General features: G+C 41.1%; 21 protein-coding genes and 3 pseudogenes. 16 read left to right on the top strand and 8 right to left on the bottom strand.

The window, feature by feature from the left end; translation table 11 throughout:
* Positions 1 to 68 precede the first annotated feature (68 nt).
* A complete protein-coding gene (locus HUN01_RS21885) occupies positions 69 to 2,162 on the top strand; it encodes a prolyl oligopeptidase family serine peptidase (RefSeq protein WP_181927965.1) in 2,094 nt (697 codons plus the stop codon).
* A gap of 140 nt (positions 2,163 to 2,302) precedes the next feature.
* Here HUN01_RS21885 and tilS read toward each other — a convergent pair whose 3' ends face one another.
* On the bottom strand, positions 2,303 to 3,298 hold the full coding sequence (gene tilS, locus HUN01_RS21880) for a tRNA lysidine(34) synthetase TilS (RefSeq protein WP_181927964.1): 996 nt from the start codon (positions 3,296 to 3,298) through the stop codon (positions 2,303 to 2,305).
* A 67-nt stretch (positions 3,299 to 3,365) separates the two neighbouring features.
* Positions 3,366 to 3,701, bottom strand: a complete 336-nt coding sequence (locus HUN01_RS21875; protein ID WP_181927963.1) for a KGK domain-containing protein — start codon at positions 3,699 to 3,701, stop codon at positions 3,366 to 3,368.
* Positions 3,702 to 3,836: 135 nt separating this feature from the next.
* On the opposite strand from HUN01_RS21875, the gene HUN01_RS36215 reads away from it, so the two are divergent.
* From HUN01_RS36215 to HUN01_RS21840, 8 genes and pseudogenes are all read left to right on the top strand, one after another.
* Positions 3,837 to 3,962 carry a hypothetical protein gene (locus HUN01_RS36215; protein ID WP_257797994.1) on the top strand — a complete coding sequence of 42 codons (126 nt, stop codon included), beginning with the start codon at positions 3,837 to 3,839 and terminating at the stop codon, positions 3,960 to 3,962.
* Between the two features lie 148 nt (positions 3,963 to 4,110).
* The gene (locus HUN01_RS36210) at positions 4,111 to 4,236 is read left to right on the top strand and encodes a hypothetical protein (protein WP_257797993.1); all 126 of its coding nucleotides are present in this window, start codon (positions 4,111 to 4,113) and stop codon (positions 4,234 to 4,236) included.
* Positions 4,237 to 4,418: 182 nt separating this feature from the next.
* On the top strand, positions 4,419 to 5,771 hold the full coding sequence (locus HUN01_RS21870) for a P-loop NTPase fold protein (RefSeq protein WP_181927962.1): 1,353 nt from the start codon (positions 4,419 to 4,421) through the stop codon (positions 5,769 to 5,771).
* Positions 5,728 to 7,410, top strand: a pseudogene (locus HUN01_RS35565) (tetratricopeptide repeat protein). The gene HUN01_RS21870 and the pseudogene HUN01_RS35565 overlap by 44 nt, the downstream one beginning before the upstream one ends.
* A gap of 201 nt (positions 7,411 to 7,611) precedes the next feature.
* The gene (locus HUN01_RS21855) at positions 7,612 to 7,947 is read left to right on the top strand and encodes a hypothetical protein (RefSeq protein ID WP_181932956.1); all 336 of its coding nucleotides are present in this window, start codon (positions 7,612 to 7,614) and stop codon (positions 7,945 to 7,947) included.
* Between the two features lie 275 nt (positions 7,948 to 8,222).
* The gene (locus tag HUN01_RS21850) at positions 8,223 to 10,637 is read left to right on the top strand and encodes an LAGLIDADG family homing endonuclease (protein WP_203219493.1); all 2,415 of its coding nucleotides are present in this window, start codon (positions 8,223 to 8,225) and stop codon (positions 10,635 to 10,637) included.
* Between the two features lie 282 nt (positions 10,638 to 10,919).
* Positions 10,920 to 11,993: pseudogene (gene nrdJ, locus HUN01_RS21845) on the top strand (ribonucleoside-triphosphate reductase, adenosylcobalamin-dependent); the annotation flags it as partial.
* A 177-nt stretch (positions 11,994 to 12,170) separates the two neighbouring features.
* A complete protein-coding gene (locus HUN01_RS21840; protein ID WP_181927961.1) occupies positions 12,171 to 12,389 on the top strand; it encodes a ssl0294 family protein in 219 nt (72 codons plus the stop codon).
* Between the two features lie 200 nt (positions 12,390 to 12,589).
* Here HUN01_RS21840 and HUN01_RS21835 read toward each other — a convergent pair whose 3' ends face one another.
* Complete coding sequence (locus HUN01_RS21835; protein WP_181927960.1) at positions 12,590 to 13,105, bottom strand: hypothetical protein; 516 nt, start codon at positions 13,103 to 13,105, stop codon at positions 12,590 to 12,592.
* A gap of 552 nt (positions 13,106 to 13,657) precedes the next feature.
* Here HUN01_RS21835 and HUN01_RS21830 point away from each other — a divergent pair.
* The 5 genes and pseudogenes from HUN01_RS21830 to HUN01_RS21810 all read left to right on the top strand — a co-directional run bounded on the left by HUN01_RS21830 (position 13,658) and on the right by HUN01_RS21810 (position 18,510).
* On the top strand, positions 13,658 to 13,963 hold the full coding sequence (locus HUN01_RS21830) for an RNA recognition motif domain-containing protein (protein ID WP_181927959.1): 306 nt from the start codon (positions 13,658 to 13,660) through the stop codon (positions 13,961 to 13,963).
* Between the two features lie 51 nt (positions 13,964 to 14,014).
* Positions 14,015 to 15,043 (top strand): annotated as a pseudogene (locus HUN01_RS21825) (IS701 family transposase).
* Between the two features lie 207 nt (positions 15,044 to 15,250).
* Positions 15,251 to 16,420 carry a pyridoxal phosphate-dependent aminotransferase gene (locus HUN01_RS21820; RefSeq protein ID WP_181927958.1) on the top strand — a complete coding sequence of 390 codons (1,170 nt, stop codon included), beginning with the start codon at positions 15,251 to 15,253 and terminating at the stop codon, positions 16,418 to 16,420.
* 291 nt (positions 16,421 to 16,711) lie between these two features.
* Positions 16,712 to 17,149 carry a secondary thiamine-phosphate synthase enzyme YjbQ gene (locus HUN01_RS21815; RefSeq protein ID WP_181927957.1) on the top strand — a complete coding sequence of 146 codons (438 nt, stop codon included), beginning with the start codon at positions 16,712 to 16,714 and terminating at the stop codon, positions 17,147 to 17,149.
* Positions 17,150 to 17,433: 284 nt separating this feature from the next.
* A complete protein-coding gene (locus tag HUN01_RS21810) occupies positions 17,434 to 18,510 on the top strand; it encodes an aromatic ring-hydroxylating oxygenase subunit alpha (protein ID WP_181927956.1) in 1,077 nt (358 codons plus the stop codon).
* A 1-nt stretch (position 18,511) separates the two neighbouring features.
* On the opposite strand, the gene HUN01_RS21805 is transcribed toward HUN01_RS21810, so the two are convergent.
* The 4 genes from HUN01_RS21805 to HUN01_RS21790 form a co-directional block, all read right to left on the bottom strand.
* The gene (locus HUN01_RS21805) at positions 18,512 to 19,189 is read right to left on the bottom strand and encodes an SDR family oxidoreductase (protein ID WP_181927955.1); all 678 of its coding nucleotides are present in this window, start codon (positions 19,187 to 19,189) and stop codon (positions 18,512 to 18,514) included.
* A gap of 404 nt (positions 19,190 to 19,593) precedes the next feature.
* Positions 19,594 to 22,296, bottom strand: a complete 2,703-nt coding sequence (locus tag HUN01_RS21800; RefSeq protein ID WP_181927954.1) for a type I secretion system permease/ATPase — start codon at positions 22,294 to 22,296, stop codon at positions 19,594 to 19,596.
* A complete protein-coding gene (locus HUN01_RS21795) occupies positions 22,245 to 23,027 on the bottom strand; it encodes a peptidylprolyl isomerase (RefSeq protein ID WP_069072102.1) in 783 nt (260 codons plus the stop codon). Before HUN01_RS21795 ends, HUN01_RS21800 begins: the two co-directional genes overlap by 52 nt.
* A 370-nt stretch (positions 23,028 to 23,397) precedes the next feature.
* On the bottom strand, positions 23,398 to 24,195 hold the full coding sequence (locus tag HUN01_RS21790; RefSeq protein WP_181927953.1) for a TIGR00297 family protein: 798 nt from the start codon (positions 24,193 to 24,195) through the stop codon (positions 23,398 to 23,400).
* A gap of 594 nt (positions 24,196 to 24,789) precedes the next feature.
* Between HUN01_RS21790 and HUN01_RS21785 the strand changes: the two genes are divergently transcribed.
* Positions 24,790 to 25,221: a VOC family protein gene (locus HUN01_RS21785; RefSeq protein ID WP_181927952.1), complete on the top strand. Its 432-nt coding sequence runs from the start codon at positions 24,790 to 24,792 to the stop codon at positions 25,219 to 25,221.
* Positions 25,222 to 25,270: 49 nt separating this feature from the next.
* Here the strand turns inward: HUN01_RS21785 and HUN01_RS21780 are convergent, their stop codons facing one another.
* A complete protein-coding gene (locus HUN01_RS21780; RefSeq protein WP_181927951.1) occupies positions 25,271 to 25,906 on the bottom strand; it encodes an esterase/lipase family protein in 636 nt (211 codons plus the stop codon).
* A gap of 505 nt (positions 25,907 to 26,411) precedes the next feature.
* Here HUN01_RS21780 and HUN01_RS21775 point away from each other — a divergent pair.
* Positions 26,412 to 26,936 (top strand): hypothetical protein, encoded by a 525-nt coding sequence (locus HUN01_RS21775; RefSeq protein WP_181927950.1) that lies wholly within the window; start codon positions 26,412 to 26,414, stop codon positions 26,934 to 26,936.
* Positions 26,937 to 26,991: the final 55 nt, after the last annotated feature.

Genomic DNA, 26,991 nt, shown 5'->3' with positions numbered 1-26,991 from the left:
GGGAGTGTATACTCCAAGTCTTGGGTCTATCTTTGTAGTATGTAAAGAAGCACTTTTGACCTAAAACTATGCCTTTTTCTGAAAAATCTTTCACCTACCCATCAAGCTACAAGAGCAATCAAGTCGATAACTACCACGGTACTTCAGTCGCAGATCCTTATCGTTGGTTAGAAGATCCTGACTCTGAACAAACAAGAACTTGGATTGAGGCACAAAATCAAGTTACTTTTGGCTACCTGAGTGAAATTCCTAGCAGAGAAAAAATTAAACAGCGTCTCACCAAACTTTGGGATTATGAAAAATATGGTATCCCTTTTAAAGAAGGCGAATCTCTGCGAGACGGTTCCACCGAACGCTACTTTTATTTTAAAAATGACGGGCTGCAAAACCAAAGTGTCTTTTACACCTTGAAAACCCTCGACGACCAACCCAAAGTTTTACTCGACCCTAATAAGCTCTCAGAAGATGGTACTATTGCTCTTTCGGGATTGTCCATTAGCGAGGATGGCAAACTTTTAGCTTATGGTCTATCCACCTCTGGTTCTGATTGGCAAGAGTGGAAAGTACGCGATGTTGAAACTGGTGAAGATATTCAAGACCACCTGAAGTGGATTAAATTTTCTGGTGCATCTTGGACGCATGATAATCAAGGTTTTTTCTATAGTCGCTACGATGAACCAAATGAAAAAACTCAATTAGAAGATGTTAACTATTATCAAAAGCTCTACTATCATCAACTGGGTAAATCCCAATCAGAAGACATACTAATTTATCATCGTCCTGACCAAAAAGAATGGGGCTTTAGTGGTGGCGTTACTGAAGATGGACGCTATCTAATAATTTCAATTTGGCTGGGTACTGACTCCAAAAACTTGGTTTTTTTCAAAGATTTAACTAACTCTAATGCTGAAGTTGTAGAACTAATTAACCAGTTTGAGGCAGATTATAGCTTTATCGACAATGATGATAGCGTCTTTTATTTCCGTACAAATTTAAATGCCCCACGGGGAAAAGTTATTGCGATTGACACGAAAAACCCTTCGCCAGAGAATTGGCGAGAAATCATTCCTCAATCTGCGGAAACTTTGGAAAGTGTTGGTATACTCAATAACCAATTTGTTGCTGATTACCTCAAAGATGCTCACAGTCAAATCAAGATTTTTGACCTCAATGGTGCATTTGTACGCGAAGTTGAATTACCGGGACTCGGTTCAGCCGGAGGTTTTGGTGGTAAGCGTCATGATACCGAAACTTTTTATAGTTACACCAGTTTCACCACACCAGGAACTATCTATCGCTACGATATGATAACTGGTAAAAGTACGGTTTTTCGTCAGCCACAGGTAGATTTTAATCCTGATGATTACGATACAAAACAAGTATTTTACCAGAGCAAAGATGGTACTAGAGTGCCAATGTTTATCACCCATAAAAAGGGCATAAAATTAGATGGAAATAACCCAACTTATCTTTATGCTTATGGTGGTTTTAATGCTTCAATGACACCTGGTTTTTCTGTGAGTCTTTTGGTGTGGATGGAGATGGGTGGTATCTATGCTATGCCAAATATACGCGGTGGTGGAGAATACGGCGAAGAATGGCATCAAGCAGGAATGAAGGATAAAAAGCAAAATGTCTTTGATGACTTTATTGGTGCTGCTGAGTGGTTGATTGCGAATAAGTATACTAAGACTGATAAGCTGGCGATCGCAGGTGGAAGTAATGGCGGTTTATTAGTCGGTGCTTGCATAACGCAACGTCCCGATTTGTTTGGTGCAGCTTTACCAGCAGTCGGTGTCATGGATATGTTGCGGTTTCACAAATTTACCATTGGTTGGGCTTGGACTTCCGAATATGGTTCAGCAGATAATCCAGAAGAGTTTCCAGGGATTTATGCATATTCGCCATTGCACAATCTCAAACCCGATACAGCTTACCCAGCAACCTTAATTACCACAGCCGATCATGACGATCGCGTTGTCCCTGCTCATAGTTTCAAATTTGCCGCAGCTTTGCAAGAGGCTCACGCTGGGGATGCACCAGTTCTAATTAGAATTGAGACTAAGGCAGGACATGGTGCGGGTAAACCCACGGCTAAAATTATCGAAGAAGCCGCAGATAAATGGGCTTTTTTGGTACGTGCTTTGGATATTGAAGTTTAGATTAATATGATTGTCTCACGCAAATGTCCTCGCCTTTGCGTGAGATTTTGTCAGCAATGAGACAAGAAGACTCAGCATTAAGATAAGACTTCTATTTTATTAAAAAAACACCGTACAAAGTCTTAACTCATCACTCCTAACTATTTCAAACAGATCCAGTCGCCTTCTACTTGAGCGATCGCACCACCAGGAAATGGATCAGTTTGCGATCGGTTGGGCGCTATAATTAAAGCCGTTAATTTTTCGATGTGTTCAAAACTGGGTGCATCAGTTAGTATTTGCTGCAATACCTGACGCATCACACGACGTTGCAACGCCAATGGTGCGTTCTGCAATACCCGACGATTTAACCTCAAAGGAAGAAGATGAGTCAGAAAATCTTCTTCATCCCCAATGCCCAATGCTCCATCCCGCAACTCCTGGGCAGCTTTTTCTAAATATTCCACTTCTGCTTGGAGAAGTTCTGCTGTTTGAGCTAAGGCTGATTCTACTTGTGGATTAAAATTATTTCGCAAATATGGTAATAACTCTTGGCGAATGCGGTTGCGAGCGTATTGCAAATCTTGATTGGTAGAATCTTCCCAAATTGGTAATTTAAATTCTTGACAAAATTGCTCTGTTTGTGAGCGAGTAATTTCTAAAAGTGGACGCACTAGCATAATGCCTGTAGTTAGAGGGCGTTGCCAAGTTAGGGCTTGTAAGCCATCAGCACCAGTACCGCGAATTAAATTGTAGAGGAGAGTTTCGGCGCGATCGCTGGCGGTGTGTCCTGTAACTATATATTGATAATTATTTGCCTGTGCGATCGCACTTAAAGCTTGATAGCGCCAATCGCGTGCAGCAGCTTCACTATTTATCGGTTTGTTCGCTGTTTCTAAATAAAAGGGTATACCCCAACTTTTAGCTAAATTTTCGACGTGATGAGCATTAGCTTCAGAGTCAGAACGCCAGCGATGATCGCAATGAGCGATACCTAAATCCCATCCCCATTTGGATTGTAAATCTAAAAGTAATTTTATTAAACACAAAGAATCTTGTCCGCCGGAGACAGCAATGAATAGCCGTTGGTTGCGCTCAAATAAGTGGCGCGATCGGATGGTGCGATGAATTTTTGCATGTAGGGGAGTCCATACCATTTTATTTTTTTCAGCGCACACAAACACAGATAATTTTCTATTATATCTGTGTATATCAACTTGGTTATTAGTTTTTACCTTCCTTTAGTTGCTGCCGAAGATCGTCAAGGGGAGAGTTTTCCTGTTTAATGTCTAATCGATGATCTTCGATTTCATCAGGGCAAAATTCTAGGCTCACTCTAATTTTACCTGTTCGCCATTGTTGACCAGGTATTAAAACACAACATTCAAATCCTTCTCCAAATATTCTTGATCCTGACGATGTAGAGTGTTTTTCCCAAATTTTCTTGATTTCCTTTAATAACTGAAAGACTATTTGAGTGCGGGGTAAATTTTCAAATGCTTCTTGGTGAAAATGTACAACATCATCATCAGGATTTAGAGGCTCCCATTGATCATTCATAGTCAATCTCCTATAACTAAATTTATAGTTCCCAAAAGATAGAAATTAATTGGAACTTCTCATAATTTTTGGATTTGACTTGCAGCCACAACTTCTTTAACAGCCACCACTAGTTATGGGAAGGTAGTAGAGAGAATGCGGTCATTTTTTGGACTTGATACTGACCGTCAACCAACTCATAAACAAAAACTGTGTGGAGTTTGGGATTACCGAGATCAGCGCGAGAAGCGATCGCTAGATAATCCTTTGATTTTCTCTTAGTCCACGTTCGCGTAGCGTTCCGCAGGAAAGGTGGACTTCATTTGTATAGCCGCGATTTCTAAGAGACTGTTGGCGAATTCATGTAAACCGCAATTTCTGGGGTGAGAAGCTACGACATCTCAAGCTTTTGAGGATAGCGATACCTACGGTGGGCTGCGCCTACGCAATTCGCCAACAGGCTGAGGCTTTGCTAGAAATTCCTGGAATATCGGGAAGCTATGAAGTTCCGACGCAAAGGGAGGGAACTTTGGCGGCGATCGCGCCTCGCCAGTAAGGAGCAAGAGACATTATACAATTTTGTTGGTAATCTAACGCCAGGTGTTCCTGAACATACTACCACTTCAAGAATCTTGGTTGAGCGCCAGTGATTCCTAAAAGTTCTCTAACGCCAAGAAGCTTTAAGATTACGGTGCTGTAAAATATGTATATATAAATTCTTCATATAAATAACACCTGATGAGTTCTTTACCCGCTAATCGTGCTAATACCCTCAAAGCTGCTTTTCGTGTTTGTGATGTAGCTCCTTTAGTGAGTAGTAGAGATATTGAACGTTATTATGTTAATTTATCAAAAGTTCGCAAGACAGAAGCAATTAATACTATTAAAAAACGCTTAGATTTTCTGGAACCCGCAGAGTTTTGCAGTCTTCTATTTACTGGACATCGGGGATGCGGTAAAAGTACAGAATTAAGAAAGATTCAGCAAGAATGGGAATCTCAATATAAAGTGATTTATATAGAAGCCGACGCTGAACTAGATATATTAGACGCAGAATACACAGATTTATATTTGGTAATTATTAAAAAAGTTGCTGATGTCCTATACACATCAGAATTAAATTTTGATACAAAACTTTTAACTAATTTTGAGTCTTGGTTTAAAGAAATTACTCAAGAAACTGAACAAACAGTTGAAAGGTCAGCAAGTATTGGTGCGGAGGCGGAAGCAGGAATAAAAATTCCCTTTATTTCAAAGTTATTGGGTAAAATACAGGCTCAAATTAAAGGCGCTGACATACAAAGAAGAACGGTTCGCCAGAATTTGCAAAAAGATATTGGTCGTTTACAAGCAGATATAAATTTGTTGTTAGGTGATGCTTTTGTCAAGCTTAAATCAAAATATCCTGAATATGAAAAAGGATTTTTAATTATTTTCGATAACTTAGACAGAGTGCCTCCAAATGTAGCTAAACATTTATTTTGTGATTACGCATTTCAATTACAAAGTCTATATTGTACGATTATCTATACAGCACCAATTTCTATTGTCTATTCTGAAAATAACTTGAGTAACACTTTCGACACACCCAATATTGTGCCGATGGTCAACATATATGAGTTTGAACAAGACAAAACCGATCTAGATCATAATGATGATGGTATAACAGCAATTACGAGTTTAATTGAACAAAGAGTTGAAGTAGACGCAGTGTTTGAATCGCGTCAACTATTGGTAGACTTAGCCAAAGCAAGCGGTGGTCACATCCGTCAATTGATGCAAATAGCATCAAAAGCATTTCTTACAGCCGCAACTCGTGAGCATGAGAAAGTTACTGCGGATGATATCATTTATGCAATTAAGCAAGAACAGTTTAATTTTGAGCGGAGTATATCAACAGAATACTATTCGGCGTTGGCTGCGGTATGTGTAAATAAGGATGTTTCTAAAGATGAAATTGGCAGGTCAATGCTGTTCAGTCTTTGGGTTTTTGAGTACAACGGCAAAAATCGCTGGAATTATGTTAATCCAGTTGTGAGGCAAATCCATGCTTTCCAAGAAGCACTCAAATCAGCTACAAGGAACCCATGATTTTAATTTAGAAAAAGAAACTTTTTTGCAAATAAATCAGCAGTCATTAGCGGAACTGTTAACCTTTATTGACTTTGCTGATACTCAGTTAACGATTGGGTTCGTTGCTGTTAACTTTGCTGAAGATAGAAATACTTTAATTGAAATCCTTGACAACCATCCTCAATGTCATGATATTCAGTTTGAAATTCTTAATTTTGCTGCTCCTAATTTGCGTTTTTTAAGGGATGAGATTATTCGTGATTTACAAGAAGTTCATTTAGAACCAGATAAAAAATTAGTCTTAGTTATTATCGGTTTGGAAAAGTCCATTGGTTTGTCTGGAAAATATCCGCCTGTACTGCAAGACTTAAACTTTGTCCGAGACGCTTTTACTAATAGTGTTCCTCACCCTATACTGATATTTCTGCCAGATCATGCACTAACACGTTTGGCAAAATATGCCCCAGATTTTTGGGCATGGAGAAAAGGAGTATTTTATTTTCAAACAGTCCAGTCTACTCAAGAATCGGCTATTGAAAAAACTATTCAGTCTGAGAGAATATTAGGAAGTTTAGATTTACCAGAAAGGCAAGAGCGGATTGATTTACTTGAACGCTTGCTAATGGAAGAATCAACTGATGTACGCACTCGCATTACTATTTCAAAAGAGTTAGGGGTTGCTTACAGGAGTATTGGTGAGACGAAAAAAGCAGAAGATTTTTTACTAAAAGCTTTGAAGTTGATTGAAGAAGATGAAAATCTAGCAGGAATCAAAGCCAGCGTTCTCCACGAACTGGGTTACATATATCATGGTTTAGGAGAATGGGACAAAGCGATCGCACTTTACAATCAGTCTTTGGAAATAAAAGAACGTATTGTTAATGTCCAAGGCAAAGCGGCGACGTTGCACCAACTGGGAATTATCTACGCCAACAAAGGGGAAATGCATGAAGCGATCAAACTCTACAATCAGTCCTTGGAAATAACTGAACGCATTGGAGATGTCCAAGGTAAAGCGGCGACGTTGCACCAACTGGGAATTATCTACGCCAACAAAGGGGAAATGGATGAAGCGATCAAACTCTACAATCAGTCTTTGGAAATTGATGAACGCATTGGTAATGTCCAAGGCAAAGCATCAACTTTGCACTGTCTAGGAAATCTTTACGCCAACAAAGGGGAAGTGGACGAAGCGATCGCACTCTATAATCAGTCTTTGGAAATAAGAGAACGCATAGGTGATGTCCAAGGCAAAGCAGCAACGTTGTACAATCTGGGATATATCTACGCCAACAAAGGGGAAGTCGATCAAGCGATCACACTTTTCAATCAGTCTTTGGAAATATTTGAACGCATAGGTGATGTCCAAGGCAAAGCAGCGACGTTGCACAATCTGGCAATTCTCTACGCTAATAAAGAGGAAGTGGATTAAGCGATCGCACTCTACAATCAAGTTCTTGAAATTGATGAACGCATTGGTAATGTCCAAGGCAAAGCAATTACTCTGTGGCGGTTAGGACATTTGGCAGAACAGCAGGGTGAATACACTAAAGCGATATCCTATTTGCAACCAGCTTTAGAGATTTTGCAGCGATTGAAGTCACCGGATGCTGAAAGTGTGAGTGCAAGTCTTGATAGGGTAATGGGTAATTCGTAATTCGTAATTCGTAATTACAGGACTGAAAGATTTTTTGTCTCACGCAAAGGCGCAAAGAAGAACGCGAGAGTGTTTTCTAAATAAATGAAAGATTGCTGTAATGAGTCTTTTATACTCGCGGACGAGTCTTTAATACTCGTGGACGAGTCTTTGATACTCGTGGACGAGTCTTTGATACTCGTGAACGAGTCTTTGATACTCGTGAATGAGTCTTGGATGCTCGTGGACGAGTCTTTGATACTCGTGAATGAGTCTTTGAACTCCGTTAATGAACCTCGGAGCTTCGTTCGTGAACCTTTGAGCTTCGTTGATGAACCTCGGAGCTTCCTCGCAATGTTGTTCGGTAAGGCAAAAGACGCGATAAATCGCCGTCTCTACAAAGGAATGATTATTGTAGAGACGGCGATTTATCGCGTCTTCGTGATTATGAGATTTATTTCATTAATAGATTTTGATAGCAATTCAGGTGAGAGAATCAGGATTTATGCCAAGCGATCGCAGATCATAACAATACAACCACTCGCGGGGAATCCCTAGATAAGTTCCCCGTTCCATACCAATTCCTAAACCAATCTCTGGCAACCAAACAGGATTACCATCATGTAATTCATAAGTATTCTGACGTAATAATTACAACTTAATGTAGATATCCTACTTAAGAAGCAAATCATTATACATCATAAAAATTTGTTGCAATTTCTCTAACTGATAGCTAGCGTAAAGTGGACAATTTGACAATCTTTAATACTCAAACTACTTGGCGTATAGTCATAATCTGTCCGCACGCAAGAAGAACGCAAGACACTTAATATATGGTTCAGAATCTCGAAAGAACACGCCAGAGTGCAAGGTTTCCAGAAACAGCACCGGCTGCAAATCCCGTATTTTTTAGAACCTACAGCCGCCGTACAAAGGCCGGACTAAGGGAAACATGGGATGAGGTATGCGATCGCACTCTACAAGGCTTAGTGGAGTTGGGAAAGCTAACTCAAGAAGAAGCTGCCACACTGGATAAGATGCAGCGCAACTTGAAAGCTATGCCCAGTGGGCGCTGGTTATGGGTTGGTGGCACAGACTGGATAACCAAGCCCAAGAACTTTTCCGGGGCATATAATTGCACCTCTACCAATCTCCAAGACTGGAGTGCCTTCGGCTTAATGATGGATCTGGCAATGATGGGCTGTGGTACTGGAGCCGTCCTAGAACCGCAATTTATTAACCAGTTGCCCCCCATCCGTAATCAACTGAATGTCACTGTAAAAGGTGAAATTGGCAGCACTCCTGTGCAACAACGACGTGAATATACTGAAACTCATATAGAAGGTAACAGCGTCACTATTCACGTTGGAGATAGCCGTGAAGGTTGGGTTGAATCATATCAAGCCTTATTAAAACTCTCTACTGATGAACAATTTTCAGCAGAAGTTGAAGTATTAGTTGATATCAGCGATGTCCGCAAAGCAGGAGAAACTCTCAACGGCTTTGGAGGAGTTGCGAATCCAGTGAAATTGCCCGGACTTTATCAGCGTTGTGCATCTATTCTGAATAAAGCTTTAGGACGACAATTAAATTCAGTTGAATGCTGTCTGTTAATTGATCAAGCTGCTGTAACAATTGTTGCCGGAAATATTCGTCGCTGTCTACCTGAAGATGCTTTGGTTCATACAGAAGCGGGTTTAGTTCCTATTGCCAAAGTACGTGTAGGCGATCGCGTCCTAACCAGTAAAGGTTTCTATCCAGTTACTAACTTCTTTGTTCAAGGTGAGCAATCCCTTTGCCGTATTCAAACTCAAGATGGCTTTTTTGAATGTACAGCCGATCACAAAGTTGCCGTTTTTACAGATGTGTACGGCAATTACAAAATGGTTAAGGCTCAAGATTTAAGAGCTGGCGATCGCCTAATATTTGTACCACAAGCTATACCTGGTACGCCCACTGAATTACCTGAGTTTCGCGGTAAAATTCAACGTAAAATCAAGCCGATTACCGTTCCTGCTCTTACTCCTGATGTAGCTTACTTCATTGGCTACTTGCAAGGTGATGGCTCAGTTGGCTCTGACGGCTCAAGAGTTAGATTTCGAGTTCATGAAGAGAGTAAGAAGGTTTTAGAACGTTTAATTGCTGTTGGATCCGAATTTGGTTTAGAAACTTACACACTGCGAACACCTGAACAGTGCAAAACCAAAGCCTACGATCTACAGTTCAACTCAGTAGCTTTGAATCAATACCTCAAATTATTTAAGCAAGCATTCCAACCTCTAGTTATACCTGATTGCATATTGTTGGGTACAGGCGATATTCGCAAAGCTTACTTAGCTGGTCTTGCTGATGCTGATGGGTGTCATTCTCAAGGGGTGTTAGTAGCTTCAATTCACCAGCGATTTTTGCAGCAGGTTCAAGCACTTTACGCATCTCTAGGAATCACAGTCCGGTTGTGTAGTTCAATTCGCAAGCGTACTGGCAAGTGGGAAGGTGAATTAGTAACTATTGGGGAAGCAGCATTCAAGTTTGTTGAAAACTTCTTTGACAGCTATTCCATTCAGTTTTCAACCCGCAAACGCCAGACTCCTAAATCGTTCAAAGACCACGGCTTTCCGAAAGCTATGGTTCGCCCCATTATTAACTCCACTCAATATCATTGGGGTGCTATTCATCAACAGATGCCTCTCCCTACCTTGAAAAAATATCTCCCTGAAGCAACTGATTTGGTTCCAGTTAAAGTTTTAGGGGTTGAACTAAATGTACGCTCTGCACCTACTTATGATATTGAAGTTGCCACCATTCACGAATTTGTTTGTGAAGGCATTTTAGTTTCTAACAGTGCGGGGATGCGTCAGTTTGATTCTGGCGATCACCTAGCAGCCACCGCCAAGGATAACTTATGGCAACAAGATGAAAATGGCAACTGGCGAATCGATCCAGAGCGCGATGCACTCAGGATGGCAAATCATACCAGAGTTTTTCACCGCAAGCCGACCTTAGAAGAATGTGTTGGTGCTGTCCGCAAACAATATTACAGCGGAGAGGGAGCGATTCAATGGGCTGGTGAAGCCGTAGCGCGATCGAATATTGATTTGCTACCAACACAAGCTCTGAAAGTTAGTTTTTTGCAAGCTTATGAACAAGGAACAGCAAAAGAGTGGTTAAAAGAACGTGATCCAAATCTTGATGCTAATGAGCTAGAACATCGTTTAGCTCGTTACGGTTTAAATCCGTGTGGTAAGTGATTTTGCCTCACGTTAAAAACCTCGCAAAAACGGGGAAAGCTGAGATGCTAATCCCGTGGTAATCAAAGGAATTAAAAAGTCTTTGACACCGTACAGCGTAGAGAGTGAAACTAGATAACATCAGAAATTTGTGTCTAGAATATAATCTCTCCAAGAGTGCGGGGGTGGATGTGAAAAACACTTTTATTATCTGATATCACATCTGCAAAAGGTACGCGGAGCTACTGCGAATAATTAAGCAGTAGAACTAGGGGATAAAAAGCCTCTAGGGTAACAAATCTGGAAATCATCGGTAGTAACTTCCACTGCAATTTGTCAGAGGTTCACCTCAATCAAATCGACCCACGTAACTACAAAGAACAAGAGGAGGCTTTCACCGCTGGGGCGTTATCTGTAGCAGCACTTTTAAATCACAAATTCCTGGAACCACGCTATCAATACAGCCGTGAATTAGACCCGATTGTGGGAGTTTCTTTTACAGGTTTATTTGATTTCTTTGTCCATGCTTTTGGTGTTGATTGGCTGCGCTGGTGGGAAGCAGGAAGACCTGCAACTCCACAAGGATTAGCTTTCAAGCGTGAGGAAGAGAAATACCTCAGTTCTTGGAGAGATATTGTACATCGTGTAGTTTGGGATTATTGCGATCGCCACAATCTCAAGCGTCCAAATCGCTGCACCACAGTGCAACCCAGTGGTACTAAGGCTTTATTAACTAATGCTAGTTCAGGATGGCATCCCCCGAAAGCCCAAAGATTCATTCGCCGGATTACTTTCGGAAAAAATGACCCAGTAGCCTTGGCTTGTATTGACTATGGTTACAACGTCATTCCTTCTCAATCAGACAAAGATGAGCAGGGCAATTTGCTCAATGATCCCTTTGATCCACGGGTGAGTGAATGGCTAGTGGAAATCCCTGTTTCTGTAACTTGGGCGGATTTACCAGGGGCTGATGAAATTGATGTTTCTAAGTTTTCAGTCTTAGCCCAGTTTGATTTTGTCCTTCAGGTTCAACGTTGGTACGTGACTCACAACACATCAGCAACTTTGGAACTCCGCTCTGATGAAATCGAACCTTTGGGACAGCGCATTTACGACACTATCCAGAATGATGAGGGATATATTTCGGCGGCTCTTTTGGCCCGTTTTGACGATTTGCAATCATTCCCCCGTTTGCCGTTTGAACCAATAGACAAATCCACCTACGAACGCTTAACTCAAGAGGTGAAAGCACGGCGTAAAACAGATGACTTCTGTGCAGTCCTAAGCCGCTATGATTTAGGCGAAATGTCAGAGGCCGGCCCTAGTGGTTGTGATTCTGACAAGTGTATGTTTCCCGATCAGCAACCAAGCTCATAAGGTGAAATGACTGGGGACTGGGGAAGAAGCAAGGGGGCAGGGAGCAGGGGGAGACAAGAAGAATAACCGATGCCCAATGCCCAATGCCCCATGCCCAATCCCCAATCCTCAATCCCTTAACACGTTACGATCAATTAAGAAGTAATAATTTTTTACGGCAGTGCCAGGAGTCTCTTGATGTTCATTAATGAATTGTCACCTATATTCAAAGAATTTACTCAGCATCCAGTATCATTTGTGGGTGGGTTCTTCTCTGGTGTGCTTCGCCTCAACCTTGCAGATGATCCTGTTAAAAGCTGGCTGGATAAACAGATTCGCTCAAATAGTTACACCAGCAACACAACGGACGCGCATAATGGCAAAGCCACTGGCCCTCAGCAGATTTCGATTGACTAAAAACTCCCAGAATACATAGTTGAATTTACTACAATACAGGAAGTCAGTGCTGCCGACGGCAGCGCTGACTCCTACTTTCTATAGCCTTAGTCACACAGGTTAAGACAGTGTTGATTGCTCAAAGCTTTGAAAAAACTGGGTTTTTACTCAGCACTAGCTCAACACTTTGCTATACAATAATTTTATTGTTTGGAAGTCCTTTACTCCTTGATTGGCACTCTGAGCATGAGTGCGCCCACAAAGTTAGACGTAGGGCCAGCAGGATAATTTATATGGCAAAGCGCACACTCCGCTCTAAAGTTGCTAAGGGGGACTGAGCGTCGATAGTACCATTTTCTATCCACGCGCTGGACGGACGTGTATGCCTGTCCCGCCAGTGCCAGCGCGTTTGCCTGACGCTCGAAGTTGTCGCTAGGGCGATCGCTTTGCCGAAGCGGGCCAACGGTGCCAACTAACCGCATATCCTTATTCTGATCATTAAATATCAGCGAGATGGAATGCTTACCCTGCTCCACGTTATCCACCGTGGTTTCGTCGAACTCCTGCGTCAGCGCCGCGAACAACGTGTTGAGCATGAGATCGCTTGTCTCTTGGGCAAACTCAATCTTCGGAGTTGGGGGTGGATAGTCAAAACCACGAGCAATTGATGTGAAACCGAATCCAATGACGAAGATCAGCACCAAAATTCCATAGCTGACTAGCTTTTTCAGACCCATTCTCTTATTCCTTTGGTTTTATATGGTTCCTGACTCATACCAATCCTGTGTGAAGATACATATAATTAAGACCCCGATGTAGTCTTCCCTTGATCAGGGAAAACGGCGTAGCCGGGGGACAAATATATACAACTTCACAAAGAAACGATATCAGCAACTCCGCATGACGGATTGAACCTTTACCGAAGAAAAGTAAAGAGCAGAAGGCAGAATAGAAGAATTTATTTTCTACCTGCCAAAGAAGTATGTTTACGTAGTATTTTGTAGAATCTTATCATATTGATCAGGGAAAATACTAGTACAGGACTACGTAAATCTAAGTTAGAGAGACGTGGTAATAAGAGTTTGTCAAATCTCGTACTTAGAAAAATGTCACAATCAGTTATTATATGAGCGTATATGCAAGTTCAGCCAATGCTATTTGATTGACTGCCCCTAAAACATTCACTACAACATTGGTGAATCATAGAGGATGATGCAATATTTGCCATTTTGTTAAATCTGTTTTTTAGCTGAACTAATTGCTCTTTGTTGAAAATTACGTGATCGCACATGACTATTTACGTTGGAAATCTCTCCTACCACGCTACTGAAGCAGACTTAAAAACAGTGTTTGCAGACTACGGCGAGGTCAAAAGAGTTGTATTGCCTACCGACCGCGAAACAGGACGACTACGGGGCTTTGCATTTGTTGAGATGAGTGAAGATGCTCAAGAAGACGCAGCCATTACAGAATTAGATGGTGCAGAGTGGATGGGTCGTAAACTCAGAGTTAATAAAGCCCAGCCGCGAGAGGATAATCCCCGTGGTAGTTGGTCGAAGAAACAAGATTATAGGACTTACGCATTGACAGAATAACAAAATAGTGAATTCATAAATAAGGGTCGTCTACTTTACAGGTATCGGACAATTAGAGAAATTACTAAACCATCGACAGGACAATGCAATCTAGACCTCTACACCTTATTTCTGCTGTCAGAGCCAAAGTTTGGGGGGTGCAGTAGGTTGGCAGAGATATTGGGAGACGTTTCACATGATAGTGTGAATCGGTTTTTGTTGAGAGAGAGATACGAACCGAAAGATTTATTCAACATAGTAGAGAAAATCATTAACTTGGTAGGAGGGATACTAAGTGTAGACGATACAGTTATAGAAAAAATTTACAGTGACCCAAAAAATGCCGAATTAATCAGTTATTTTTTGGTCAGGAAAAAGCCCATAAAGCTATTATTGGCTTAAATTTAATAACTTTATATTACAGCGATACTAACGGTAATTCAGTCCCAATAAATTACAGAATATATGACAAAAAGGAGGAGAAAACAAAAAACGATTATTTTCGAGAAATGGTGAGTGAAATAATAAGCTGGGGAGTCAAGCCAAGAATAGTAACAGGAGATAGTTGGTATTCAGGGAGTAGAAAATTTAAAATTTCTAAAAAACCAGAAATTGGGTTTTCTATTCGGGATTGAAAAAAATAGAACTGTCTCAAATGAGCCGCATAAGTATTGCCAGGTAAGTACTTTAGTGATTCCAGAGTCAGGATTAAGAACTCATCTGAAAGAATTTGGATTTATAAAGTTGTTTAGGAAAGACTTCAAGAAAGAAGACTCTAGACACTATATTTTGTATGTTCCAGATGAGGAAAGAATCAAGGATATAACCAGAAATGAATTTATCACAATTCATGATACCCATTGGGGAATCGAAACCTTTCATCGAGCCATCAAACAAGTATGTGGAATTTGTCGGTTCATGGTTAGGGATACCTATGCAATCAAGACTCACATATTTTGTTCACTTCAAGCTTTTATTAGATTGGAGTTTATGCGGTCTGAAAAAATAATTAGCAATTGGTACGAAGTACAACGGAATATGTTCACATTAGTTGTACGTGAGCATATTTTTGCAAACCTTAACAGTGATGGCATTATCTAGACTCCATAGATGATTCTTTTTGTCAATGCGTAAGTCCTAGATTATTAAATATCGTAAATTGTTTTCTAGTTAAGCAAAACTAAGTAGGTAGGCATAATTAAACATCGTTCGTAGTGAGCGATTCATCGCTCAAAATAAGGATTATCAAGACTAGTCAGCTTTTATCCTATAAAAAGATACTAAAACGAGGTCTATAGGCATCAAAACATGAAATCCCTAACCTCTCGTATGCAAGCGGTACAGTCACCGATTATTCCTGTGGTTGGGGAACTGATTAAAAATTCTCCTGGAACAATCTCTCTGGGACAAGGTGTAGTTTCTTACAACCCACCACCTGAAGCCAGAGAATTTTTGCCCAAATTTCTGGACGAGCCAACTAATAATCTATACAAATCAGTTGAGGGAATTCCCCAATTACTGACAGCACTTGCAGAAAAATTGCAAGCCTTCAACGGCATTGAAATCAATGAGGAAAACTCCATCGTCGTGACAGCAGGGAGCAATATGGGATTTATGAATGCCATTCTTGCTATTACTAACCCAGGCGATGAAATTATTCTGAATACGCCCTACTATTTCAATCACGAAATGGCGATCGCAATGGCTGGTTGTCGTCCGGTGTTAGTGGCGACGGATGAAAATTACCAACTGCGTCCAGATGCGATCGCTCAAGCAATTACTCCCAAAACACGGGCTGTGGTAACAATTTCACCGAATAATCCGACTGGAGTTGTCTATTCTGAAGCAGCATTGCACCAAGTAAATCAAATTTGTGGCGATCGTAGTATCTACCACATCAGCGATGAAGCCTATGAATACTTTACCTATAACGGGGTAAAACACATTTCACCTGGTGCATTTGATAATAGTAGCGAGTACACCATTTCTCTCTATAGCCTTTCCAAAGCATACGGTTTTGCCAGTTGGCGTATTGGCTACATGGTGATTCCCAAACACTTACTTGTAGCCATCAAAAAAGTCCAGGATACAATTTTGATTTGTCCACCAGTCATTTCTCAATATGCAGCTTTAGGAGCATTGCAGGCAAAAGAGGAGTATTTGCAGAGTAATATAGGAGCGCTTGCTCAAGTACGCCAACTAGTATTAGACTCCCTTAACCCGCTACAAGGCTTATGTAGTATTACCCCCGCCAATGGCGCTTTCTATTTTTTCCTCAAAGTTCATACCCAGATGGATGCTTTTGAATTAGTTAAAAGACTGATCCAAGAACATAAAGTAGCAGTCATTCCAGGTACAACCTTTGGCATGGATGATGGATGCTATCTACGCGTTGCTTATGGGGCGCTGCAAAAAGAGACGGCAAAAGAAGGTATAAAAAGATTAGTGCAAGGTTTGGAAACTATAGTTAGGAATTAAAAGTCATTCAATTTTGGGTTTTATACCAATTTGAAAAAAGAATGCGACAAATAGACCATTTGTAGAGACGCGATTTATCGCGTCTTTACCCAAAGATGTGTTGCAATCATTAATTGAATGGCATTAGATATTTTCTTCCAAAATCCAAGTTGCGCTGGAAGCGCACCAAAGGCGCGACCCAAAATCTAAAATTGGCAGAGTTAGAAGTTGATATTGTTGATATTAAATTGATGAGTGCGTTAGGCTGTGTTAGCATACATCGTCTGCAATCTAAAATATAAAATTCAACAGATGCCAATTATTAATAAGTTAATTGAAATTGAAACTGAGCCACAAATAAATATTCATAATATCACGCCACAAATTCAAGATTTTATTGCCTCAACATCAATTAAAAATGGACAAGCTTTAGTATTTTCTCGACACACAACAACAGCATTAGCTATCAACGAAAATGAAGTCAGATTGTTAGAAGATATAAAAGTGTTCTTGCAAAAACTAGCACCTGAATCAGACAGCTATTTGCATAATGATTTGCATTTAAGAGATGTTCCGGAAGATGAACCGATTAATGCCCACTCTCATTTAATGGCAATGATGCTGACTACTAGTGAGATAATTCCCATTGTGGATGGTAAATTAGCTTTGGGAACCTGGCAATCTGTGTTGTTTTTTGAGTTGGATGGCCCGCGCAAAAGAACAGTATTTGTCCAAATTTCTGGTGAATAATGCAACTTCACCATTAAAATCCTCCCAGAACAACCCAAATCTGAGAGAATTACGAACATGACCAACAGTTGTATCAGTTGAATTTACTTACAGTAATTAAAAACCTGAAATAATGTTTTCAAGCATAACCTTCCTTTCCATAAACCAGGACTTTCATTGTGTCAAAGGCAGACGCAGTTATACCAATTTGGGATTTTAGATTTGGGATTTTAGATTAAATATCTTTACCAAAAGTCTGTTCCAGTAATGTCCAATATACTATCTATTTCAATTTGGTATTAGTTATGAAAAATAACGATAATTTTTTCTTGCGTAATACTTGGTACTATGCTTTGCCTAGCGATCAAATCAAACCAGGTATGATGATCAGCCGCATTTTCTTGGGAGAACCAGTGCTGCTAGTCCGCAGCCAGGATGGGAAAGTCTCTGCGATGCGGGACATTTGCCCCCATCGTGGTGTGCCCTTGAGTTGTGGTAGATTCGATGGGCAGGAAGTGGAATGCTGTTATCACGGTTGGCGCTTTAACCCGGTTGGAAGTTGCACTGCAATTCCATCTCTTGTAGAAGAACAGCAGATGGATTTGAGTCGCTTCGATGTACAGTCTTATGAAATTCGCGAAGTCCAAGGAAATATTTGGATATATATACCTGATCCAGATAACCCTCAACCTCCTGCTTCTGAGATGGAAATTCCGGTAATTCCAGGGTTTGATGAGCGATCCCTACGGGGGGCTGCGCCAACGCCCCAATTCGTAGAGGTTGTGAAATTCCCCTGTTTTGTGGATCATGCAGTGGTAGGTCTGATGGACCCTGCTCATTCACCTTATGTTCATCGTGCTTGGTGGTGGCGAAATGAGCAACTGCACGAGGAAGTGAAGCAATTTGATGCTTCGCCCTACGGCTTCACGATGCGACGACACCGATTACCAGAGAATGGGGGTCGATTATACTGGCTGATTGGCGGTGGTGTCCCGGAAACGGAGATTTCTTTTCGTTTACCCGGAGTCAGAATAGAAGAAACCACCATTGGTAAGCATCGAGTCGTTAATTTAACAGCAGTTACACCCATTTCAGATACGGAAACTGAGGTAACTTTTGCTCTTTACTGGACACTTCCTTGGGTGGGATTTTTCAAACCACTGATGCATATACTAGCGCGGACTTTCCTTGACCAAGACCGAACGGTTGTGGAAAAACAGCAGATTGGTCTGAAATATAATCCTGTACTACGGCTGATTAAGGACTCAGATATGCAAGCGCAGTGGTACTACCAGTTGAAGCGAGAGTATGCTCGGTCTGTCGCTGAAAAACGAGAATTTGTGAATCCTGTTAAGGGTCAGATACTCCGCTGGCGTGCTTAAATTACTCCAAACTAAATTCTGCAAATTCTCTTTGTCCGAATAGCATATTTCGGTCTACGGCTGACAATATTTTATTATTGGTGCGATCGCTATTTAAACAGCGACCAACTAACTGTGCCACATCTGCACGATTGATGCTACCAATAATCTGCGGATCTTCAGTCAAAACGCCATTACCCGTTGCTGGTTCTGACTTGAGTCCACCTGGGCGGATGATTGTATAGGTAAGTCCACTGGCAATTAAGTGTTGTTCAGCTTTGTCTTTCTCAACTAAAACTGTTCCCAGTGCTGCCAAAACTTGGGGTGACAGAGCAACAACACTATTGCCAGCGCCAATAGAAGATATGAGAATAAACTTTTGTACTCCAGCTTTAACTGCCGCATCGATCAGATTTCTATTACCAGGGTAATCTGGCTTTTCTACGTCTGTCGGTAAACCGCCAATTGTACTGATAACGGTGTGAATAGGTTCATCTGTCAGGATTGCGCGTTCTACATCGTCAACATTCAAAGCATCTCCCACAACTACTTGAATACCTGTTTTCTCTAATTCAGCCGCAACTGCTGCTGTTCTTAGGAGTGCTTTGACTTTTAGCTGTTGCGCTGTCAGATATTGAGCAATTTCTCGACCAACACCGCGACTTGCTCCAGCCAGAAAAATATAAGATGCACTTGTCATAATGAATTTACTTACTTACGCTCCAAGGATTTTATCAGAGGATTGGCAGTACTTAATAATTCCTCAAGCAACTGAGTTCTTCTGGTTGGTGGCGAACATAAGCTTAACCGACAAGTATTGCCATTCGCCTAAGAGCATCCTTACGCTACTTTCCAGGCGTTTATCTTTTATCTAGTAGACTGTTGACGGAAGTTTCCCTACTTTTAACACAATACGGTTCAGTTAAGGCTAATAGTACAAAATTGTGGGTTTTCAAGACGCGATAAATCGCCGTCTCTACAAGTGTTTTGGTCTTATCTGAACTGTATTGACTTTTAACAAGTTGCTCAAGTAGGAGCAATTCATGAATTGCCCCTACTTGTCTGTGCTGTACTAACCACAAGCTTTGAGCTAGTATCAATTTACTATATATTTGCTTGCTGGCGTTGATATAGTGACCAGTACAAACCCTTTTGTTGCAACAACTGTGCGTGAGTACCACGTTCAGCAATCACGCCTTGCTCTAACACCAAAATCAAATCAGCACGTTTGAGGGGAGCAAAGCGGTGAGCAATTAGAAACACGGTACGATTAGCGGAAATTTTTTGCAGGTTTTGCAGTACTTGTTGTTCAGTTTCACTATCCAAAGCGCTGGTAGCTTCATCCAAAACTAAAATCGGTGCTTGGGAAAGAAATAACCTTGCTAGGGCAATACGTTGTCTCTGTCCACCAGATAAAGCTGTACCGCGTTCACCAACATTGGTTTCGTAACCGTATGGTAATTGACTGATGAAGTCGTGTGCTACTGCTAGTCTTGCCGCCTCTACTACTTGCTCTGCGGTAATATCGGGACTACCGAGAGTGATATTTTCCAAAATGGAACCGTTAAATAAAAAGTCTTCTTGAAGAACTACACTAACTTGTTGCCGCAGTGAAGCTAAATCGGCACTTTTTATATCAAAACCATCAATAAGAATGCGTCCTGATTCAATTTGATAGAGACGTTGCAATAGTTTAGACAGGGTACTTTTCCCAGAACCGCTACGTCCGACAATGCCGACAAATTGCCCTGGTTCGGCATTGAAAGAGATTCCCCGCAGAATGGCTTCAAAGTTTGGCCGATAGCGGAAAAATACTTGCTCAAAGGTGACTTGTCCTTTCAGGGGTGGTAAAACTAGACCAGTTCCCAGTTCTGCTTCCGGGGAGACGTTGAGAATATCACCAATGCGATCTACAGAAAGTAGCACTTGTTGAAGGTTTTGCCACAACTGTACTAAGCGCAAAAGTGGGCCTGTGACTCTACCAGACAGCATTTGAAATGCAACTAGCTGTCCGATTGTGAGCTTTTGTTCAATGACTAATTTGGCTCCAAACCAGAGAATCAGCATGGTGGACAAATTAGTGAGAAAGTCACCAATATTGCTGCTGATATTGGAGGTGGTAGAGGCTTTAAAACCTGTGCGAATGAAGCGAGCAAATAAGCCTTCCCAGCGATCGCGGGCTACTGGTTCTGCTGCATGGGCTTTAACGGAGTGAATTCCGGTAATTGTCTCTACTAGAAACGATTGACTATCGGCAGAACGGTTGAAAGTTTCGTTTAGCCAGTTACGCAGAATTGGTGTTGCAACTATCGTTAATGTGGCAAATAGCGGTAGTACTGCTAAAGCTACAAAGGTGAGTGGGACGTTATAGTAAAACATCAATGCCAGGTACACCACAGCAAAGATGCTATCTAGAATTACAGTTAATGCTGTACCTGTGAGAAACTGACGAATTTGTTCGAGTTCCTGGACTCGTGCTACTGTATCTCCGACGCGCCGCGACTCAAAATAAGCCAAAGGCAGACGCATCAGATGGCGAAATAGCTGTGCTGATAAACTCAAATCCAGACGACGAGCTGTATGGGTAAAGATGAATAGACGGAGAATGCCAAGTATGGACTCAAATATGGCTACGCATAAAAGTGCGATCGCCATAACATCGAGAGTCGGCAAACTCCCTTGCACCATCACTTTATCAATGACAACTTGTGTAATTAGTGGTGTTGTTAACCCCAAAAGCTGCAAGGTAAAAGATGCTAACAATACTTCTGTTAGCAATCCCTTATACTTCCAAACTGCTGGGGTGAACCAACTCAGGTTAAATGTTTCTTGCTTAGATATGAGTTCTACTTGCCACAATTGTCCATCCCAAGATGCCTCAACTATGGACTGCGGCAAAGTTTCACAAGTTCGTTCGGGATTTAAAGGATTAGCGATAATTAAGCGATCGCCTTTCACTCCATAAGCTACCACCCAGGATGGACTTTGGGGTGAGTCAGAATTCCACAGTAATAAAGCTGGAAATGACAGCTGTCGCAACTCACCCCAACTCACTTGTAAGCGCCGCAACACTAACCCTAATTTTTCTCCTGCTTCCACAACCTGTTTTGGGCGTTGTCCTCTGAGTTGACGCTGCACCCATTCCAGTTGCACAGAATTTTCTAACTGTTGCGCCACCATTGTTAAACAAGCAGCAGCGGTGTTCCAACTGGCAACAAATGGATAATTCGAGACGATTAAATTAGCGGCTGGGAGTCCTCTTTGGGGTTGGAGGCTGTGGGGACTGGAAGTCCCTTCTGAGGCTGGTGCGAGTGAAGGAGTGGAAGAGAAAGAAAATGTCTCTCTCTCTCCCTCCATGTCCACTGGTAACACTTGCCAAAATTCCTGAATTTGTGGGTGAGAAAATCCTGCCCACAGGGCTGTATCCCAACACACTACTACTACTTCTTTACTGGCAGCTACAGCTTTAAAATCCGCAGACAGCTTTTGTAAGTCACCAAACCAATCCCCCACATCTAGGGCGGCTATTGGTTTGCCAACGCCCTCTTCTCGTAAGCGAACTTTTCCAGCCACAATTAAGAATTGATAACCACCGACATCGTTTGACCAGATTTTTTCTCCAAGACGATATTGACGGGTTTGGCACTCATTTTCTAATTGGGACTGTTGTTCGGGAGTCAGCCAACATAGCGGTGGCTGATTCCAAGGCAAAGAAGCTAGCACTTTTAATCGTAAAGATTCATTATCCAGAATTTTTAACTCACTTGTAACTTGACTGTCAGTTTTTGAATTTTCTCTGCTAGCCATTTTTCAAATAACTCATTTTGTAGTGCTTGCTTTAGTTGAGTATCTTCTAAAGACGCTGGCAGAAATTGTTCTACTCGAAACAAACCATAAGGTCCTTCTCCTTGGGGAGAGTCTTTGCCAACGATTTCTATTGGTCCTACTAATTGTCCAGGACTCGCCACATCAATAGCTGCGCGTAATATATCTGGCATACTTCCTCGGCTGACTATTCCCATCATGCCGTTCACAATTCGGTCATCTGAAAGTGAATACTCTTTAGCTAGTTGCTCAAAACTACCTCCTTCTTCAATTTGCGTGTGTAGTTCGTCTGCCAATTCTCGATTATCAACAACAATTCTAGAGAGTACTACCCGATCCAAAAAAATCTTGCGCTCAATAAAATATTCTTGGAGTTTTGTTTCCGTCACTACAGCTTTCAGCTTTTCTAGCTTGTAACCAAAAGTAACCGATGTGTGAAAGGTAGCGTAATCTGTGTTGTTGGTCTGTAACCATTCTTGAAAACTTTGGGGATCAGTCAGTTGATTTTTCAGCCTAAAGTCAATAATTGACTGTTCAGTTATTGCAGTGCCAATTTCAATATCGTCTCGTGTTCGGATTTCTGACTCAATTACGTACTGACGGAGAATATCCCCAATGAACTGTCCCAATTTTCCAGAGGCTTGCAGGTACTTTACTGCTTCCTCAATAGAAATTATTTGGTCATTAATTGTCAAAAATGATAAAGATTCCATGAACTAATTATGTGAAAATGGTTAAACACTTATAGGACTTTTAAATCATATAGAAATCATCTGGTTGTTGATTGATAAATATGATAAAGATTCCATGAACTAATTACATCTGGATGGTAAAAAAATTATATAGCTAGTAAATAATATAATTTCCCCCAATCACTTTTACAGTCTAGCGGGGACAAAACAGGATTGAAAATGTCAACGGTAGGACAGAGTATTCAGGAGTACTGATTGCTGTACATGGATAGCGGGGCGTTGAGCCAGTGCTAAGTTGGGAATCTAACTTCTATGACTCGAAACTGGCAACTCAGAACTGTTTTCCCCAATGCCCCACCACCTAAACGAGTAATTGTTTATTCTTGCTGGTCTACTTAATGAAACTTATCCATGTCCAAGCAAGTAGCATAGCTGCGATCGCACCGATTAATGTATTAAAAATATTTACTACTTCATTGGTCAGCCAAGTATACTTAGATTGCAGTGTTGCCCCAATTACACTTTCTAAGTTGGTGGCAATAAATGCTGCTAGTACACACCAAGTGACTCCTAATAGATCAATTAAACCAACTCCCCAACCAATAAATGCGATCGCCACAGAAGCGACAATCCCAGCTAGAGTTCCTTCCAAGCTTATCGCTCCTTCTGTACCTCGTGGCACTGGCTGGAGCGTGGTAATCAAAAAAGTACTTTTACCATAAGCTTTACCAACTTCGCTGGCGGTGGTGTCAGCCAGCTTGGTACTGAAACTCGCTACATAGCCTAACAATAATAGGGACTGGGGATTAGGGATTAGGGACTGGGAAGTAGGTACGAGAAACCCCGAATTTATCAACCCTACTCCCAAGGCACACAGTGCCCCAGTCAAAGCCGAACCCCAAACATTTTCTGGGCCTCTTGCCCCAGAACGCTTTTCGGCAATTCCTTCTGCCTCCTTCTGCGCCATACCGATGCGGGTAACGCCAGAACCAACCAAAAAATAGAACATTACTACTGCATATCCTTGCCAGCCTAGAGTTACCCAAATTAAGATAGCCAGGAACCAGGCATGAAATAATCCAGCGGGCGTAAGTAGCTTTTTCGGAGTAATCCAAGCTACACCCAATAAAATTGTGTTTAATACAACTGCTACTAACCAGGGATTAACAGAATCAATTAAGGATGACATCAGCAATTAATCATGAGTAATTTTGTCTGAATATCAACAGAATAACGAATTTGTGATGCTTCGTGCTTAATTTCTGAAACCTCTCTAGCTAAAGTAATATGTTTGTATTATTAACTAAATTGCGTAAGCATCGTGCTGAAAGCTGAGTTTAAAACTACAAACAATATCTTAGATATACACTGCAATATTGAATCAAGAACGTGGATTAAACAAAATGCAAAACTTCTGTTTCATTGGGTGGACTATTCGGGTGCGTTACCCACCTAAAGTACTTTCATCGGGTGCGTAAAATTCCCAACACACCTTATGAAAGTGGTAAGTTATTAAATAGACTGTTCCTAAGCATCTGCCTATGCAAACCTCAATTATTATCGCTGCACGAGACAAAGCTGTTACCTAAAAAATTAAGTGTAAATTATCTAAATTATGTAGGTAGAGTGCGAAGTCAGTAGCCGCAGAGTGCAGCATTTGAAAGTTATAAGGATAAAGAATATAAGTTAATGTCAATTAAAACTGTGTTCAAGTTGACCACAATCAAGATTTAACAGCATAAATTGTAGATAGTATCAACTACAAATCTTTTCCACACAAGCTATGAGCCAAACTTTATTCCATCTGGCTTTCCCTGTAACTAACATTGCCCAGACAAAAGCATATTATGTAGATGGCTTGGGCTGCATTCCTGGTCGTGAAAACCACCATGCCCTGATTCTCAATCTCTACGGTCATCAACTAGTGGCTCACGTCACCAAAGAACCCTTGACACCGCAACATACCATATATCCCAGACACTTTGGGCTAATTTTTACCCAAGAACGTGACTGGCAAGACTTACTAGAAAGGGCGCAACAACAGCAGTTACTTTTTCGCGAAGAAACCAAAAATCGCTTTGTTGGTTCTCCTCTTGAGCATCGCACTTTCTTTTTAGAAGATCCCTTTTATAACCTCATGGAGTTCAAGTATTATCGTCACCCAGAGGCGATTTTTGGGAGTTACGAACATACACAAATTGGAGATAGGACTTAAGTAATTCGTAATTTAAAGATGAATAAATCCAGCGTGGCGATTATTCTAGCTACTGACTGGATTTTTTCTTCAGCAAGGGCAGCTTAATACCTTCTGTTAAAGCTGCTTGCACTACTGCTAAACTTCTCGTGTCTGTCAGCATCCAAGGGTGTAGAGCAACTGGTACTATTACTTCACTTCCTATGGACATTTGTGAACTATTAGCTGGGACAATCATCAAATCATAAGGTGTCCAGATAGATGTAAAATCTAGCTGCCCTAATATTACAGCATCAGAATTTAAATCCTTGAGAAAAATGCTGTCGGGGCGCATTTGTAGGCAACCAGGACGCCTGGAACCATAAGCAACGACAGTTCCATGATGGGGTGAAGAGATGGTGATAAACCGCTGCACGCGGTTTATTCCTCCTAGTCGCTGTACATAGTAACGGCTGACAATTCCTCCCATACTGAAGCCTACTAAATCTAGGTGTTGTTCTGATGCAAAGGTAGCTGTAATATAATCGGCTACCTGCTTTGCCAATTCATCAAGACCCACATCACCATTATTAGGAAGCAGATTCAGGCTATATACAGACCAACCCCGTTGTATGAGGTATGCCCTCATTTTATGGAAAACTGCCTCTGTATCTTCAATTCCGTGTATTAACAAAACGGGATTGCGCTGCTGATTTTCGGTGTTCATTTACAAAATCTGGTTGAAGTAAGGGGTGTATTTCACTTTTGTAGGTACATACTGCTCTACAAACTGAAGTTATTGTTTTTCGGATTCTTTAAAAGATATTTTTGCAAAACTGAAATGCACTCAAAAACTATTTGTATAAAATTTAACTAATTAAGCTCACCATTTGCCAATAGGCTATGACACTCCTCCCACTGGTTGAGAGTAAACTGTTTGTTTCAATTGAATAAGTATTTACTAAACAAATAAATGTTAATTTTTGTAAAGCTTGCTTTCAGAATCTTGCTCTTCGTTACAGTAAAATTTAATAATTAGTTCTCGATGTATACAGGTTGCAAATGCTTGCGATAGAACATTTGCTCTGTAGTTTTACTACAATGTTAATTAAGCACAAACCTATAAGGGTTGTCACCAGAACGGGGTGACGCAAAGTAGAAAATGTAACATTTTGTCGTAATTTTTAACAATTACGGTCGAGTTCCAACTATAACAGGCAGGAGTAATTGTAGTGGATTTTATCAAAAAGTTAATTTCGGGTATTTTGGGTTTCATTACCGGACTTTTACCAGGGAAGAAGAAAAGCAACGGCTACTTCTTAGAATTGGACGAAGCCAAAGATGCTGCCAAAGATGCTGCTAAAGAGGTAGCATCGAACGCGAAAAAAGTAGCAGAGACAGTTGCATCAAACGCTAAGAAAGTAACGGCAACAATTGCATCAGAAGCACCAACTCCATCCAAGCCAGATTCATTGAACGGAACAAAAACCGCTGCAAGTAAGGGTAAGGCAAAATCAGCTAAAAATCCCAAACCAGCTGATGTTCAATTAGTCCAGACTGCTGAGGGTCTTAAAGTTGAACCGGGCAAAAATGCAAAAGCCGCAGCAGCCAAAGTAATCAAAGAGCAGCCAACTGAAACAACCTTTGCGCCAAAATATCTTGCTCCTTCGACTACAAGCTCTAATGGTCGTCGGCGTCCAGGGGCGAATATGAGTGCTTATTTAGAGATGGCACGTCAGGTTAAAACACCTAAATAATTGATAGAGACCGTAAATTTACGGTCTCTATAGATTATACGGTTAAGATAACTTT

The organism is Nostoc edaphicum CCNP1411 (genome assembly GCF_014023275.1).
Taxonomy (GTDB): Bacteria; Cyanobacteriota; Cyanobacteriia; order Cyanobacteriales; family Nostocaceae; genus Nostoc; species Nostoc edaphicum_A.
This window is presented reverse-complemented; position numbering and strand designations above follow the sequence as displayed.